The following is a 14455-nucleotide window of genomic DNA, read 5'->3' on the forward strand; positions in this document are numbered from 1 at the left end:
CGTGAGGGGGGAGCGGGAGATGACACGCGTGGTGTTCACCGAGCTGCTCGGGGGAGGGGTCTTCACCGTCGGCGACGACCTCGACCCGTCCTCGCTCGAGCCGGTCGGCAACGGCCGGCTGGGCGGCCCCAGCGGACCTGCCGTCGACGTGACCGGGGCGGTGCTGGTGGCCGACCTGGAGGGCGACGCCGTCGCGCTCGCCGAGCACGGTGGGGGGTGGCAGCACTTCGGCACGCCCGGGGTCGGCGTGGGCGAGCTCCACCGGCCGACCGCCGCGGCCTTCCTCCCGGCCGGCCGGCTGGTCGTGCTCGACTCGGGCAACCGTCGCCTGGTCGTGGTGGACGACGTGAGCGGCGCGGGCTGGACGACGTACGGGCACCCGGGGCTGAGTCCCTCGGAGGGCGGCTTCGTCGACCCTCGCGGGCTGGCGGTGGACGCGTCCGGCCGGATGTGGGTGAGCGACCCGGGCGCCCACCGGCTGACGCGCGTGAACTCACCGGCCGGTGACGGCTGGGTCGAGATCGGCCTGCCCGCGGCCGCCCACCCGCCGATCCCCTACGGCCTGGGCGCCCGCGGTGACGGCGTGGTGCTCGTCGACGCCGGCAACGCCCGGCTGCTGGTCCTCGAGGGCGACGGGACGACGTCGGCCAGCGTCGACCTCGCCGACGGCACCTGGGTCTCCCCGAGCTTCGTCGCCTCGGTCGGCGGCAACCTCGTGGTCGGCGACGCGGTGGCCAACGAGCTGCGGCTCCTCGAGCCCGTCGCGGGGAGCTTCGTCACCGTCGCGGTGCTGCGGGGCAGCCCACCCGACGTCCTCCAGCCGCTCTTCGACTCGCTGGGAGGTGTCGGCTCATGAGCAGCTCGATGCGCATCCTGACCTACAACACACAGATGCGGTCCGCGCTGATGGAGATGGGCTTCCCGCCGTCGATCCCGCCGGTCTACACCGCGCCCCAGCGGGCCAAGCTGGTCTCCCGGGCGATCCTCGACAGCGCCGAGGAGATCGACGTGGTCTGCCTCAACGAGATCTTCGACGAGCCGTCACGAGCGATCCTCAGCCAGGAGCTGGAAGACGAGTTCCCGTTCCAGGTCTCGAAGGTCGACACCTTCCACTCGCGCATCGTGACGCCGGGGATCGCGGACGACATCCAGGAGCTGGTCTGGGAGCTGACCTTCGGGCCGGTGGGCGACCTGACCGGGCTGGCGATGCTCAAGCTCGAGGACAGCGGCCTGTTCCTGGCGAGCAGGTACCCGTTCGCCACCGTGCCGACGCCGCCCGAGGTCGTCGCGTTGCTGGGCCCGCTCGCGTTCCCGAACGGCGTCCCGGTCGTGCGCTTCCAGATGTACGCCGACTCCTCCGACGCCGACAAGTTCGCCGCGAAGGGCGTGCTCTACGCGCGCCTCGATCCGCCGGGAGCCGGCGTCCGGCACGTGTTCATCAGCCACAGCCAGGCCGACTCCGAGGCCATAGAGGAGAACGCCGACGACCGACAGAAGCAGATCGAGGCCGTGGCCGGGTTCATCGAGCACTGCATCGAGGAGACGCCGCCCTTCGCCGAGGAGGTGTTCTTCCTCGGCGACCTCAACGTCGTCGGCCACGGCGCCAAGGACCCGAAGGCGCACCCGCCGGACGGGGACCTGCCCGAGTGGACGAACCTCTTCGGGACGCCGAATGCCCCGATGTTCGACCAGCTCGTCGACCGGTGGGGCCGCGACCAGTGCCCCGGCGGCGCGACGGGTCGCACCGACCCCGGCTTCACCGCCGACGTCGTCTACCCCCCGGCGCGGCAGCGGCTCGACTACCTGCTCACCTCGGCCTCGTCCCAGCTCGCGGTGCAGCACCTGAGGATCCACCGCGAGCTGGCCGACCCGAAGGGTGTGCTGCCGTTCCTCAGCGACCACCAGCCGCTGCTGGCCGACATCAACGTCGTCACGCCTCACGGCACGCCTGCCACCGCGCTGGTCACGCCCGACGTCGTCGACTTCGACGACGACGACTCGCTCTTCGACGGAAGGGTCAAGTGGTACCGCTTCGACGTGCCTGGCACCTACGACGTCGACCTGCAGCACGACGGTGCGGACACGGCGTACGAGATCTATCTCGGCGACGACTTCAGCACCCCCCAGCCCCCGTACCGCAACGTGACCGACCCCGAGCGCGGTCCCCGCTTCGTGCTCGCCGCGCCGTTCTTCGTCAAGGTCCACCTGGTCGATCGCCGCAGCGAGTGCTCCTACACGCTGCGCTCCCACCGTCACGAGGGGCGGACGTGGCGAGACGCGATCGTGCTGGTGCCCGACCAGCTGCGCCACGAGCGCTTCCCGGCGCAGCCGTTCAACGTCGACACCAACGACGCCGAGTGGGACGACGCGGAGAGCAAGTGGTTCCTCGTCGAGACCCCGCGCATCCCGCTGCCGCACGCGGCCCAGCTCGGTGTCGGCGTGTTCGACCCTGTCCGGGAGATCGGCGGCGCGACGCTGACCACGCCGGTCCGGGTGACCCTCGGCCAGTGGGACGGGGTCTCACCGCCGGCGTCACTTGCCGCGCAGTCGGGGCCCAGCAGCAGCCCCCAGAACATCTCCTGGGAGGCTGGGGACAACGAGCACTTCTTCGTCCTGGTGCAGCGCCAGTCCGGGACGGCGACGGCGGTGTCCTTCGACATCGTGATGAGCACGACGCTGAGCCTGCTGATCGCCCGGCCCGCGATCGAGATGTCGCTGACCTGCCGGGAGGAGACCTCCGGCTGGGGTGCCGACGACATCGCCCTGGAGATCCGCGCCGACGGAGACCTGGTCGCCGACATCCCGAACTCGGTCATCGGCGACTTCGAGGACGACGCCGTCCGCCACGTCGGCGACAAGATCCCGGCCCCCATCACGCCGTACACCCAGAGTATCGAGGTCAGGGTCATCGAGGAGGACGACATCGACCCCGACGACGTCGGCGTGGGCACGATCCCGCTGGTCGCCGACGTCGAGGACGCACCCGGCTTCACCGTCCTGCACCCCGGCATGGACGGCCGGATCCTGGGCAGCCTGGAGATCGGCGTCGACGACGGGACCTACGCCCTCTGCTGCGTCATCTCGCGCTGGCATCCGTCGGCCTAGCCGCGCTCCTCGCCCTCGTGGGTGACCTCGCCGAGGGCGAGCGACGGTCGCTGGTCTGCTGCTCGACCCGCGCCGGGAGCCTACCGTGACCTCCGGACACCCGGACCGGTACCGCTGCACGTCGCACCCGCGCGGCCGCGGTCACTCATCGAGCGCCACCTCCCGACTTGCGGGAGCCAGCCAACACGCAGCTTGACCTGCGGTCACGGGCGCGGCTCAGAGCTCGGACTGGACCCCGGCGAGGAGCTGGCGGGCCATCACGATCCGCTGCACCTGGTTGGTGCCCTCGTAGATCTGGGTGATCTTGGCGTCGCGCATCATCCGCTCCACGGGGTACTCGCGGGTGTAGCCGTAGCCGCCGAGCACCTGCACCGCATTGGTGGTGACCTCCATCGCGACGTCGGAGGCGAAGCACTTCGCCGCGGCGCCGAAGAAGGTGAGGTCGGCGTCGCCGCGCTCGGAGCGACCGGCGGCGGCGTAGGTCATCTGGCGTGCCGCCTCGACCTTCATGCCCATGTCGGCGAGCAGGAACTGCAGGCCCTGGAACTCCGCGATGGCCTTGCCGAACTGCTGGCGCTCCTTCGCGTAGGAGAGCGCGTAGTCGAGGGCTCCCTGGGCGACCCCGACGGCCTGCGCCGCGATCGTGACGCGGGTGTGGTCGAGGGTCTGCATCGCGATGGCGAAGCCCTCCCCCTCCTCGCCGATGAGCCGCGAGGCCGGGATGCGTACGTTGTCGAGGTAGACCTCGCGGGTGGGGCTGCCCTTGATGCCGAGCTTCTTCTCGGGAGCGCCGAAGGACACACCCTCGTCGGACTTCTCGACGACGAAGGCGCTGATCCCGCCACGGGCCTTCTTCTCGGGGTCGGTGATCGCGAGGACGGTGTAGAACTCCGACTCCTCCGCGTTGGTGATCCAGCGCTTGACGCCGTTGAGAATCCAAGTGCCCCCGTCGCCCCCCGGTTCGAAGCTGGCCCGGGTCTTCATCGCCCCTGCGTCCGAGCCTGCGTCCGGCTCGGAGAGGCAGTACGAGAAGCCGCCCTCGCCCGCGGCCAGCCTGCCGAGGTAGTGCTTCTTGAGCTCCTCGGAGCCGGCGATCTGCACGGGCAGCGACCCCAGCTTGTTGACGGCGGGGATCAGGCTGGAGCTCACGCAGGCCCGGGCGACCTCCTCGATGACCAGGCAGGTCGCGAGGGCGTCCGCCCCGGCGCCGCCGTACGCCTCGGGGACGTGGGGCGCGTGGAAGTCGGCCGCGCGCAGGGCGTCGGCCGCCTCCCGGGGATAGCGGGCGAACTCGTCGACGTCCGAGGCGAAGGGCGCGACCTTCGCGTCGCACACCGCGCGCACGGCCTCCCGGATCGCCTGGTGCTCCTCGGAGAGGCCGTAGAGGGGGAACTCGTCCATGCTGCGGATTCTAGGTGGGCACGGACGAGCTCCCCGTGCTGGGTTACCCGCGGGTCACCCGACGGCGTCGAGCAGCGCCTTGGTGAAGGCCGGGATGTCCCCGGGGTTGCGGCTGGTGATCAGGTTGCCGTCGACCACGACCTCCTCGTCGACCCACTCACCGCCGGCGTTGCGGATGTCGGTCTGCAGGCTGGGCCACGACGTCAGCCGCTTGCCGCGCAGCGCGCCGGCCTCGACGAGGGTCCACGGCGCGTGGCAGATGGCCGCGACCGGCTTGCCCGAGGCGGCGAAGGCCCGGATGAACGCGACGGCGCCCTCGTCGAGCCGGAGCGCGTCGGGGTTCGCGACCCCGCCCGGGAGGACCAGCGCGTCGTAGTCGGCGACGTCCGCGTCCCCGACGACGGTGTCGACCGGGCGGGTCTCGGCCTTGTCGAGGTGGTCGAAGGTCTGCACCTCACCGGCCTCCGTGCTGAGCAGCTCGGCACTGTGGCCGGCGTCGGTGACCGACTGCCACGGGTCGGTCAGCTCGACCCGCTCGATGCCCTCGGTCGCGGTCAGGAAAGCGATCTTCTTGGTCATGCCTCCAACGTAGGAAGGCCGTCCAAGCTTCACCACCACCCCTCCGGGTGCCTTCCGGCAGCCACCTACTGTGGGGGCCATGGGTGTGGCGTGGCAGGACCCGGCGGCGATCGACCTGATGCTCGACGAGTGCGCGACGTGGGCGGTCGTGGGGCTGTCCGGCAACCCGTCGCGGACGGCGTACGCCATCGCGGACCTGCTCCAGCAGCGTGGGAAGCGGATCGTGCCGGTCCACCCGACGGCGCCGGTGGTCCTCGGCGAGCAGGGGTACGCGACCCTCGCCGACATCCCCTTCCCCGTCGACGTGGTCGACGTCTTCCGCCGCTCCGAGGCTGCCGGCGCGTTCGCGGACCAGGCCGTGGCGATCGGTGCGCGCGCGGTGTGGTTGCAGCTCGGTGTGGTCGACCACGAGGCGTTCGAGCGGACCCGGGCGGCGGGGGTGCCGATGGTGATGGACGCCTGCCCCGCCATCGAGTGGCGGCGGCGACGGTGAGCAACCTCCGGGTCCCTCCCGGACCGGGACTGCCCGAGGGTCTGGTGGTCCCGGCCGACGAGCTCGTCGAGCGGTTCTCGCGCTCCTCCGGGCCGGGCGGGCAGTCGGTGAACACCACCGACAGCCGCGTCGAGCTGGTCTTCGACCCGGCCGCGTCCTCGGTGCTGACCGAGGACGAGAAGCGCCGGGTCGGGCTGATCCGCGTGGTCGCCGCCGAGCACCGCTCCCAGCATCGCAACCGGGTCGCCGCACGCGAGCGGCTCGCGACCGCCCTCCGCGCGGCGCTCGCCCCGCCTCCCCCGCCGCGCGTCCCGACCAAGCCGTCGAAGTCCTCGCGGCGTCGCCGCGTCGAGACCAAGCGCAAGCGGGGGCAGACCAAGGCGCTCCGGGGCCGAGTCCGGGGCGAGTGAGGTGTGCCACCTGCACTCCCACGCGGTCTCGAGGCTCGACCTCCGGTGTGCTCGCCGGAGGTCGAGGTGCGAAGGCCGCCAGGCCTGAGCCTCGAGACCCGGTGACCTAAGGCACCCGGCCGGCCCGGCTCAGGAGCCGGCGGTGTAGATCAGCTGCAGCGCACCCTCGCCGAGGGTGAGCCGGTCTCCGGTGATCGACCACGGGACGGAGCCCTCGAGGACGGTCGACACCTGCTGCTCGACCTCGCCCTCCGGCCCCGGGCAGGCCATGCGGGTGGTCATCAGCGGGCCGAGCTCGATCCGGTCGCGCACGACCTCGGCGTCGCCGCGGGCCTGGTTGCAGCCGAGGAACGCCGCCACCCGGCCGCCGGTGAGGACGAGCGTCGAGCGGACACCGGCGGGGACGGCCGTCACGGACGACGCCTGGTCGGTGTTCTCCGCGATGTCGGTGAGCAGCCAGCGGGTGTCTTCGAGCGTGAGGCCCGGGCGGGCGCCCGCGTCCGGGGGCACCTGGTCGGCCGGCAGCAGGCTGACCACGGCGTCGGTGCCGCCCGCTCCAGCCCCTCCCCGTCGAAGGCGTACGTCGGTCGCGAGGTGAGGAAGTCGACCAACCACTCGTCCTGGGCCGCGGCGTCGCCGGGGCAGCCCATCTCGGTACCGCCGACCTGCCCGACGGCGAGCACCCCGCCGCCCCAGTCGGCCGACCCGAAGAACGTGTTGCACGTGGCCCGGAACGAGACCCCGTCCTCGCGGACGGTCAGCTGGAGCAGGTCGCCCGCGGCGTACGGCTCGGGGAGCGTCACGGCGACGTAGTCGCCCGGCGGCGGCGTCGGCGGGTCGGGGTCCTCGGTGGCCTGCGACCCGCCGTCGCCGCAGGCGGAGAGCGCGAGCAGCGCGAGGAGGAGCAGCCGGAGACTCATGGTGTTGGGACGCTCGACCGGCGGGCGGAGTTCCACCGGCGCAGTCCACGACCCGGCAGGGCGACCAGCGCCTCCAGCGGCCCCCGACGCCGGAGCAGCACGAAGACGGCCCCGATCAGCCCCAGGATGATCACGTGGTCGCGGAACGCGGAGGGCTCCTCCGCCGGGATCCAGTCGCTGCGCAACCAGGCGTGGAGCGTGTAGAGCGTGAGCGTCATCGTGCCGGCCCCGAAGACCACCGCCGCGACCCGCGGCAGCGCTGCCGGCAGCAGCCCGACCACGAGCAGGCAGCCGCCGATCACCGCCAGCGAGCTGCCGATCGTCTGCGCGAGGTCGAACGGGGTCCCGCTGTGGGGTGCGGCGATGAGCAGCCACTCCGGCGACCCGCCCGTCGGGGTCGTCCCGTAGGAGTCCGTCCGCGCCTGGTCGAGCAGCTCGGGAGGGACGCGTCCCTCGGTCAGCCGGGCCGAGACGAGCGCGGAGCCGGCCGCCAGCAGCAGCCCCCCGGCGAGCAGCGCGCCCTGGACCGTGCGCCGGGCGAGGTCGCTGCGCCCCACGGCCATCCCGGCCAGCAGGTAGGCCAGCCACGGCACCACCGGGTAGTAGCCGGTGAAGGTGAGCTCGGAGAGCAGCAGCACCGGCTCGGAGAGCTGCTCGAAGCTGGGGTTGGCGTAGCGCGGCTCGGGCAGCTCGGGCCGGACCAGGTGCGACACCACCGGCGCGACCACCAGCCACACCCCGGCCAGCACCGCGAGCGCCCGCGCGCCGAGGGCCACGAAGGGAAGGCCCAGCAGGAACAGGACGCCGTAGTAGGTGAGGATGATCGCGAGCCCGGTGTCGAGCTCGCCCAGGGCCAGGCCCAGCAGCGCGATCAACAGCGCCCGGGCCACCAGCCCGCCGACGGCGACCCAGCGGTCCCGGCCGACGAGCGGTGTCCGGCCGCCGGTGAGCAACGCCAGCGTGACGCCCGCCAGCACGGCGAAGAGCGCCGAGGCGCGACCGCTCGCCACCAGGTGAGAGAGGGACTCCTCACCGGCCGGCGATCGCGAGGACAGCAGGTGCGTCGCGACCATCCCGAGCAGGGCGAGGCAGCGTGCGACGTCGAGCCCGACGAGCCGCCCCGTGCTCGCCACGGGTCAGAAGCCCACGCGCTGCGGGCCGCCGGCCGCGCGGCGTACGGCCTCGCCCTTCTCGGTCGCCGACGCCTTGAGCTCGGCCTGGAACTCGACCATCTTCTGCCGCAGCGCCTCGTCGGCGGCCGCGAGGATCCGGACGGCGAGCAGGCCGGCGTTGCGGGCGTTGCCGACCGCCACGGTCGCGACCGGCACACCGGCGGGCATCTGCACGATCGACAGCAGCGAGTCGAGCCCGTCGAGGTGCCGCAGCGGCACGGGCACGCCGATGACGGGCAGCGGCGTGACCGCGGCCAGCATGCCCGGCAGGTGTGCGGCGCCGCCCGCCCCGGCGATGATCACCTGCAACCCACGACCTGCCGCTTCCTCGCCGTAGGCCAGCATCTCCTGGGGCATCCGGTGCGCCGAGACCACGTCTGCCTCGTGGGCGACGTCGAACTCGCCCAGCGCCTCGGCCGCGGCCTGCATCACCGGCCAGTCCGAGTCCGACCCCATCACGATGCCCACGCGGGCCTGCTGGTCTGCCATCTCGCTCACTCGCTCTCGTTGCCCAGGTCGCCGCGGAACCACGCAGCGGCGTGCCGCGCGCGCTCGAGGCAGTCGTCGAGGTCATCACCGTAGGCGTTGACGTGGCCGACCTTGCGGCCCGGCCGCAGCCCCTTGCCGTAGAGGTGCACCCGCAGTCGCGGGTCCCGGGCCAGGGCGTGGGGGTAGCCCTGGTACAGCGGGGCAGAGCCGGCCCCTTCGTGACCCTCGCCGCCGAGGATGTTGACCATGACGGTCCACCGCTCGCGCGGTGCGGGCGACCCGAGCGGCAGGTCGAGGACCGCCCGCAGGTGGTTCTCGAACTGGCTCGTCACCGCGCCGTCCTGACTCCAGTGGCCCGTGTTGTGGGGGCGCATCGCCAGCTCGTTGACGAGCACCCGCCCGTCCTCGGTCTCGAACAGCTCGACCGCGAGGATCCCGGTGACGCCGAGCTCGCCGGCGATGGTGAGCGCGATCCGCTGCGCCTGGCCCGCGAGGTCGTCGTCGAGGCCCGGCGCGGGCGCGACGACCTCGTGGCAGATCCCGTCGCGCTGGGTCGAGGCGACGATCGGGTACGCCGCGGCCTGCCCGCTCGGCGAGCGCGCGACCAGCGCGGCCAGCTCGCGGCGGAAGGCGACCCGCTCCTCGGCGAGCAGCCCGACCCCGGAGGCCTCGGCGGCGGCGAAGGCGTCCGCGCACTCCTCCGCCGAGTCGACGAACCACACGCCCTTGCCGTCGTAGCCGCCGCGCGTCGTCTTGAGCACGCAGGGGAAGCCGAACGCCTCGACGTCCTGCAGCGAGGTGACGACCCTGTTTCGCGGACACGGGACGCCGAGGGCGCCCAGCCGTTCCCGCATCACGGCCTTGTCCTGGGCGTGGACCAGCGCCTCGGGCCCGGGCCGACAGGCGACCCCGTCGGCCTCGAGGGCGTGCAGGTGGTCGGTCGGGACGTGCTCGTGGTCGAAGGTGACCACCGCACAGCCGTCGGTCACCTTCTGCAGCGTCGGGAGGTCGCGGTAGTCACCGACGAGGTGGTCGGGGATCACCTGCGCGGCGGACACGCCCTCCGCCTCGGCCAGCAGTCGCAGCGGGAGTCCCAGGGCGGCAGCGGGCTCGGCCATCATCCGGGCGAGCTGGCCACCTCCGACGATGGCGACCGTGGGTGCAGGTTCGGACACGCGGACGAGCGTATCCAAGGGGTGGCTCCCCGGGAGACACCCCTACTCGACCTCGAAGCGCAGCCCCTGCCCACGGATGGTGGTGATCAGTCGCGGGCGGCGGGAGTCGTCACCGAGCTTGCGCCGCACCCAGCCGAGGTGGACGTCGATGGTCTTGGAGGACGTCCAGAACGTCGTGTCCCAGACCGTGCGCATCAGCTCCTCGCGGCTGACGACCTTCCCGGCGCGGGACATGAGGGCGTGCACGAGGTCGAACTCCTTGCGGGAGAAGCCGATCTCTCGTTCGCCACGCCACGCTCGGCGCGTGGCGGGGTCGACGCGGACGTCCTGGACGGTGAGCACGAGGCACACCGTAGGAATCCCCCGGCATCCTCGCCGGGGAATGCGGAGAAATCATCCGTTCGGCCAGTCGGTTCAGTGCCTTCGGACGGTGAGCGGCTCCACCAGTCCGAACCCCCTCACCGGTCTGGGTGGCAGGCGGCGGGTCTCGAACTGGTCCTCGGGGAGCAGGTCGGCGGTCGCCTGGTCGATGATGATCCGGTTGCGGCGGGCCACCGCTGTCAGTCGTGAGGCGAGGTTGACCGGCGGGCCGAAGACGTCGCCGAGCCGCATCACGACGTCTCCCGTCGCCAGGCCGACCCGGACCTCCGGCATCTTCGGGTCCCGGCCGACGACCTGGATGATCCCCTCCGCGGTGTCGTACGCCGCGATCGGCTCGACGTTCACGAACAGCACCGAGTCGCCGAGGCTCTTGATGATCCGCCCCCGACGACCGGCCACGACGTCGGCGCAGCGCGACTCGAAGATCTCGACGACGTCACCGATCTGCTGGCGGCCCAGCTCGTTGGACAGCGCCGTGAAGCCGACGATGTCGGCGAACCCGACGCTGATCTGGGTGGTGTGCAGGTCCTCGGCCTCGGCGCCGAGCGCCTCGATCCGGGCGACCGCGGCAGCGAGGTGCCGCCGCCAGGCGTAGGCCAGCAGCCGCTCGAACGGCGGGTTGAGCTCCTCGATCAGCCGCAGCGCCGCGGCCGTGCGGGAGCCGGTGGCGGCCTCCGAGCGCTCCAGCTCCTCGACCCGGTGCGCGAGCGTCGCCACCTCCCAGTCGGCCAGCCGTGCCGAGGTCTGGCCGAGCGCGCGGGTCAGCAGCACCGCGATGTCGAAGTCGATGGCTCCGTCGTCGACCAGCCCGGTGAGCGTCGAGACCGCCTCGACGTCGGCCGGCGTGAAGGCGATCTCGGTGCCGTGCTCGGGGAAGCCGAGCGCCCACCAGAGCCGCCGCAGCTGCTCGACGGTGACGTCGGTCAGCTCGGCCACCTGCTGCGCCGTCAGCGTCGGGTCCTCGCCGAGGACCGCCCGCTCGAGGGCGTGGGGGTCGCGCGGGGGCTGCTCGTCAGGTGCCATCGTCCTGGCGGCCGGTCGAGAGCCGGTGCAGCTCCTCGGCGACCTGCAGCTGCACCTGCTCGACACGGGGGATGTCGTGGATCTCGACCCGGCCCTGCTCGCTCGCGTCTGAGACCACCAGGGTGCCGCAGCCGAAGAGCCGGTCGATGATGCCGATCTCGAAGTCGACTCCGCTGATCCGGTTGAGCGGGATGGTGCGGCCCTCCTTGGCGATCAGGCCCGCCCGCTTGATGAAGCGCCGGTTGGTGAAGGTGTAGGTCGTGGTGAGCCACGCGACCACCGGCTTGACCACGAACCACACGATCACGAGGCCGGCGACGATCCACGCCACCCAGTGGAGGACGTCGGCGGTGCCGCCGGTGCCGAGGGTCTGGACGAAGACCGCGAGCGCGAGCGTCACGACCAGGACGAGGAGCGCCATCAGCAGCGCCTTGGGGTGCGTGCGCGTGTGTACGACGACGTGCTCGCCGTCGTTCAGGAGCTTGCTCGGGTAGGCCACCCCCCGATCATGTCACCCGGCGGGGCGCACGTGCAGCACGTCGCCGGCAGCGACCGGGGTCCCCGCGACCACCAGTCGGCCCCCCGCGTCGACGTCGGTGGCGAGGCCGGTGAGGTCGCCGCCACCGGGCAGGGCGACCCGCACCTCCCGGCCGAGCGTCACGCAGGCCTCGACGTACGCCGGGCGGAGGCTGCGACCGCCACCGGAGGACCAGGCGGCGTACTGCTCGCGGAGGTGTCCGAGCAGGCTCACCAGCAGGTCGGTGCGGTCGGGGGCGGAGCCGGCGGCGAGCAGGACGGACGTGGCCGTCGGCACGGGCAGCTCGGCCTCGGTCGTGGTGACGTTGAGGCCGATGCCCAGGACGGCGGCGGGTCCGGTGGGGGTGTCGACGCGCTCGACGAGGATGCCGGCGGCCTTGCGCTCCCCCAGCATCAGGTCGTTGGGCCACTTCAGGCCGGACGGGACACCGTGGTCGCCCAACGCCCTGACGGTGGCGATCCCGGCGAGCAGCGGGAGCCAGGGCCACTCGGCCGCCGGTGCGTTCGGACGCAGCAGGGTGGAGAAGGTCAGGGCTGCCCGGGGCGGGGTCTCCCAGACCCGGTCGAGCCGGCCGCGTCCGGCCTGCTGGTGCTCGGTCGCGACGGCCAGCCAGGCCGGCGCTCCCTCCCGGGCGCGGTCGGCGACGAGCGCGTTGGTCGATCCCGCCTCCGGCAGCACCTCCACCCCCAGTGCGGCGAGTCGCTCGGCGTCGAGAGGTGGGCGTGGGTCGGCATCGCTCGGCACGGGCACTACATTGACACGGGTGAGCGCACAGGCGAGCCCCGGAGAGGGCACCGACGTCCCCACCGACATCGACACCCACACGACCGCCGGCAAGCTGCAGGACCTCGAGCGTCGCCTCGACGAAGCGATCCACGCCGGGTCGGCCAAGGCGGTCGAGAGGCAGCACGCCAAGGGCCGCAAGACGGCCCGCGAGCGGATCGAGCTGCTCTTCGACGAGGGCAGCTTCGTCGAGCTCGACGAGCTGGCGCGCCACCGGTCGACCGCGTTCGGGCTCGAGAAGAACCGCCCCTACGGCGACGGCGTCATCACCGGCTACGGCACCGTCGACGGCCGGATGGTGTGTGTCTTCTCGCAGGACTTCACCGTCATGGGTGGCTCGCTGGGCGAGGTCTACGGCGAGAAGATCTGCAAGGTGATGGACCTCGCCATCAAGACCGGCTGCCCGATCGTCGGGATCAACGAGGGAGCCGGCGCGCGGATCCAGGAGGGCGTGGTCTCGCTCGGCCTCTACGGCGAGATCTTCCGCCGCAACGTCCACGCCTCCGGCGTGATCCCGCAGATCAGCCTGATCATGGGCTCCTGCGCCGGCGGGCACGTCTACTCCCCCGCGGTCACCGACTTCACGATCATGGTCGACGGCAGCTCCAACATGTTCATCACCGGGCCCGACGTGATCAAGACCGTCACCGGCGAGGACGTGACGATGGAGGAGCTCGGCGGCGCACGGACCCACAACACCAAGTCCGGCAACGCCCACTACATGGCCTCCGACGAGGACGACGCGCTCGACTACCTCAAGGCGATGCTGTCCTACCTGCCTCAGAACAACCTCGACCCGGCTCCGGCCTACGACGAGGTCCCCGACATGGGCGTGACCGACGCCGACCGCGCGCTCGACACCATCATCCCGGACTCGCCGAACCAGCCCTACGACATGCACGACGTGATCACGGCGACGCTGGACGACGAGGAGTTCCTCGAGGTGCAGTCGATGTTCGCGCCCAACATCCTCATCGGCTTCGGCCGGGTCGAGGGGCAGAGCGTCGGCGTCGTGGCCAACCAGCCGATGCAGTTCGCCGGCACCCTCGACATCGACGCCTCCGAGAAGGCCGCCCGGTTCGTCCGCTTCTGCGACGCCTTCAACATCCCGGTGGTGACCTTCGTCGACGTGCCCGGCTTCCTGCCCGGCACCGACCAGGAGTGGGACGGCATCATCCGCCGCGGCGCCAAGCTGATCTACGCCTACGCCGAGGCCACCGTCCCGCTGGTCACGATCATCACCCGCAAGGCCTACGGCGGCGCCTACGACGTGATGGGCTCCAAGCACCTCGGGGCCGACATCAACGTCGCGTGGCCGACCGCGCAGATCGCCGTGATGGGCGCGCAGGGCGCGGTCAACATCCTGCACCGCAAGACGATCGCGGCGGCGCAGGAGGCCGGCGAGGACGTCGACGCCAAGCGCGCCGAGCTGATCGACGCCTACGAGCAGACGCTCGCCAACCCCTACATCGCCGCCGAGCGCGGCTACGTCGACGCGGTGATCACGCCCCACGAGACCCGGCTCGAGGTCGTCAAGGCGCTGCGGTTGCTCCGCTCCAAGCGCGAGGTGCTGCCCGCCAAGAAGCACGGGAACATCCCGCTGTGAGCGGGGCCCGCAGGGTCCCGCGAGCAGCGGGGTCACGTCGACCCGGCGGCAGGTCATCGGGGGAACGAAGTGGAGGAGGTGAGCTGGCGCCGTGTCGACGAATGTTGAACGTGATCCCTTCCTGAAGATCGTCACGCCCGACACCACCCCGGAGGAGGTGGCCGCCATCGTCGCGGTCCTCTCCTCACTGGGCTCGGACGAACCGCCCGCCCCCCGGCGTACGCCGGAGTGGAACCGCCCCGGTCGCCTGACCCGGGTCACCCACCGCCACGGCGCGGGCGCCTGGCGGGCGAGCGGCCTGCCCCGCTGAACCACTCCCACCCCGTCGCCGCGTGTGCCTGAGACCGGTCCATGCGCCGGTCTCAGGCACACGCGGCGAT

The 14455-nt window shown here is 72.1% G+C and carries 17 protein-coding genes; 6 read left to right on the forward strand and 11 right to left on the reverse strand.

The window, feature by feature from the left end; genetic code table 11:
• Positions 1 to 19: 19 nt before the first annotated feature.
• Both EXE57_RS06675 and EXE57_RS06680 read left to right on the forward strand, forming a co-directional pair.
• A complete protein-coding gene (locus EXE57_RS06675) occupies positions 20 to 856 on the forward strand; it encodes an NHL repeat-containing protein (RefSeq protein WP_135075392.1) in 837 nt (278 codons plus the stop codon).
• Positions 853 to 3105 carry an exonuclease/endonuclease/phosphatase family protein gene (locus tag EXE57_RS06680; RefSeq protein WP_135075395.1) on the forward strand — a complete coding sequence of 751 codons (2253 nt, stop codon included), beginning with the start codon at positions 853 to 855 and terminating at the stop codon, positions 3103 to 3105. The genes EXE57_RS06675 and EXE57_RS06680 overlap by 4 nt, the downstream gene beginning before the upstream one ends.
• 216 nt (positions 3106 to 3321) lie before the next feature.
• Here the strand turns inward: EXE57_RS06680 and EXE57_RS06685 are convergent, their stop codons facing one another.
• Complete coding sequence (locus EXE57_RS06685; protein WP_135075398.1) at positions 3322 to 4506, reverse strand: acyl-CoA dehydrogenase family protein; 1185 nt, start codon at positions 4504 to 4506, stop codon at positions 3322 to 3324.
• Positions 4507 to 4560: 54 nt separating this feature from the next.
• Complete coding sequence (locus tag EXE57_RS06690) at positions 4561 to 5085, reverse strand: type 1 glutamine amidotransferase domain-containing protein (protein WP_135075400.1); 525 nt, start codon at positions 5083 to 5085, stop codon at positions 4561 to 4563.
• 79 nt (positions 5086 to 5164) lie between these two features.
• Here EXE57_RS06690 and EXE57_RS06695 point away from each other — a divergent pair, with 79 nt between their 5' ends.
• Positions 5165 to 5578 carry a CoA-binding protein gene (locus EXE57_RS06695; protein WP_135075403.1) on the forward strand — a complete coding sequence of 138 codons (414 nt, stop codon included), beginning with the start codon at positions 5165 to 5167 and terminating at the stop codon, positions 5576 to 5578.
• Positions 5575 to 5988, forward strand: coding sequence for an alternative ribosome rescue aminoacyl-tRNA hydrolase ArfB (gene arfB, locus EXE57_RS06700; protein WP_135075406.1), 414 nt, complete (start codon positions 5575 to 5577; stop codon positions 5986 to 5988). The genes EXE57_RS06695 and arfB overlap by 4 nt, the downstream gene beginning before the upstream one ends.
• Positions 5989 to 6117: 129 nt before the next feature.
• Here the strand turns inward: arfB and EXE57_RS19680 are convergent, their stop codons facing one another.
• The 9 genes from EXE57_RS19680 to EXE57_RS06745 form a co-directional block, all read right to left on the reverse strand.
• The gene (locus EXE57_RS19680) at positions 6118 to 6498 is read right to left on the reverse strand and encodes an META domain-containing protein (protein ID WP_167305842.1); all 381 of its coding nucleotides are present in this window, start codon (positions 6496 to 6498) and stop codon (positions 6118 to 6120) included.
• Positions 6399 to 6908, reverse strand: coding sequence for an META domain-containing protein (locus tag EXE57_RS06710; protein WP_135075412.1), 510 nt, complete (start codon positions 6906 to 6908; stop codon positions 6399 to 6401). Before EXE57_RS06710 ends, EXE57_RS19680 begins: the two co-directional genes overlap by 100 nt.
• The gene (locus tag EXE57_RS06715) at positions 6905 to 8041 is read right to left on the reverse strand and encodes a heparan-alpha-glucosaminide N-acetyltransferase domain-containing protein (RefSeq protein ID WP_135075415.1); all 1137 of its coding nucleotides are present in this window, start codon (positions 8039 to 8041) and stop codon (positions 6905 to 6907) included. Before EXE57_RS06715 ends, EXE57_RS06710 begins: the two co-directional genes overlap by 4 nt.
• Positions 8042 to 8044: 3 nt before the next feature.
• Positions 8045 to 8569, reverse strand: coding sequence for a 5-(carboxyamino)imidazole ribonucleotide mutase (gene purE / locus EXE57_RS06720; RefSeq protein WP_135080682.1), 525 nt, complete (start codon positions 8567 to 8569; stop codon positions 8045 to 8047).
• Between the two features lie 5 nt (positions 8570 to 8574).
• Positions 8575 to 9690 (reverse strand): 5-(carboxyamino)imidazole ribonucleotide synthase, encoded by a 1116-nt coding sequence (locus EXE57_RS06725; protein ID WP_244247076.1) that lies wholly within the window; start codon positions 9688 to 9690, stop codon positions 8575 to 8577.
• Between the two features lie 96 nt (positions 9691 to 9786).
• Positions 9787 to 10086 carry a winged helix-turn-helix domain-containing protein gene (locus tag EXE57_RS06730; RefSeq protein WP_135075421.1) on the reverse strand — a complete coding sequence of 100 codons (300 nt, stop codon included), beginning with the start codon at positions 10084 to 10086 and terminating at the stop codon, positions 9787 to 9789.
• A 72-nt stretch (positions 10087 to 10158) separates the two neighbouring features.
• Positions 10159 to 11148, reverse strand: coding sequence for an adenylate/guanylate cyclase domain-containing protein (locus tag EXE57_RS06735; protein ID WP_135075423.1), 990 nt, complete (start codon positions 11146 to 11148; stop codon positions 10159 to 10161).
• Complete coding sequence (locus tag EXE57_RS06740) at positions 11138 to 11647, reverse strand: PH domain-containing protein (RefSeq protein WP_135075426.1); 510 nt, start codon at positions 11645 to 11647, stop codon at positions 11138 to 11140. Before EXE57_RS06740 ends, EXE57_RS06735 begins: the two co-directional genes overlap by 11 nt.
• 12 nt (positions 11648 to 11659) lie before the next feature.
• Positions 11660 to 12430 (reverse strand): biotin--[acetyl-CoA-carboxylase] ligase, encoded by a 771-nt coding sequence (locus EXE57_RS06745; protein WP_244247033.1) that lies wholly within the window; start codon positions 12428 to 12430, stop codon positions 11660 to 11662.
• Between the two features lie 19 nt (positions 12431 to 12449).
• On the opposite strand from EXE57_RS06745, the gene EXE57_RS06750 reads away from it, so the two are divergent.
• Together EXE57_RS06750 and EXE57_RS06755 are read left to right on the forward strand one after the other, a co-directional pair.
• Complete coding sequence (locus EXE57_RS06750) at positions 12450 to 14075, forward strand: acyl-CoA carboxylase subunit beta (protein ID WP_167305843.1); 1626 nt, start codon at positions 12450 to 12452, stop codon at positions 14073 to 14075.
• A gap of 91 nt (positions 14076 to 14166) precedes the next feature.
• On the forward strand, positions 14167 to 14385 hold the full coding sequence (locus EXE57_RS06755; RefSeq protein WP_135075429.1) for an acyl-CoA carboxylase subunit epsilon: 219 nt from the start codon (positions 14167 to 14169) through the stop codon (positions 14383 to 14385).
• The last annotated feature ends 70 nt before the right edge of the window (positions 14386 to 14455 follow it).

The sequence above is a fragment of the Nocardioides euryhalodurans genome (assembly GCF_004564375.1).
Classification (GTDB): domain Bacteria; phylum Actinomycetota; class Actinomycetes; order Propionibacteriales; family Nocardioidaceae; genus Nocardioides; species Nocardioides euryhalodurans.

Excerpts from the sequence above, each read along its gene's own strand:
- EXE57_RS06725 (WP_244247076.1), bottom strand. The coding sequence starts at position 9,690 with ATGATGGCCGAGCCCGCTGCCGCCCTGGGACTCCCGCTGCGACTGCTG.
- EXE57_RS06735 (WP_135075423.1), bottom strand. The coding sequence starts at position 11,148 with ATGGCACCTGACGAGCAGCCCCCGCGCGACCCCCACGCCCTCGAGCGG.
- EXE57_RS06695 (WP_135075403.1), top strand. The coding sequence starts at position 5,165 with ATGGGTGTGGCGTGGCAGGACCCGGCGGCGATCGACCTGATGCTCGAC.
- EXE57_RS06685 (WP_135075398.1), bottom strand. The coding sequence starts at position 4,506 with ATGGACGAGTTCCCCCTCTACGGCCTCTCCGAGGAGCACCAGGCGATC.
- EXE57_RS06690 (WP_135075400.1), bottom strand. The coding sequence starts at position 5,085 with ATGACCAAGAAGATCGCTTTCCTGACCGCGACCGAGGGCATCGAGCGG.
- EXE57_RS06710 (WP_135075412.1), bottom strand. The coding sequence starts at position 6,908 with ATGAGTCTCCGGCTGCTCCTCCTCGCGCTGCTCGCGCTCTCCGCCTGC.
- purE (WP_135080682.1), bottom strand. The coding sequence starts at position 8,569 with ATGGCAGACCAGCAGGCCCGCGTGGGCATCGTGATGGGGTCGGACTCG.
- EXE57_RS06680 (WP_135075395.1), top strand. The coding sequence starts at position 853 with ATGAGCAGCTCGATGCGCATCCTGACCTACAACACACAGATGCGGTCC.
- EXE57_RS06675 (WP_135075392.1), top strand. The coding sequence starts at position 20 with ATGACACGCGTGGTGTTCACCGAGCTGCTCGGGGGAGGGGTCTTCACC.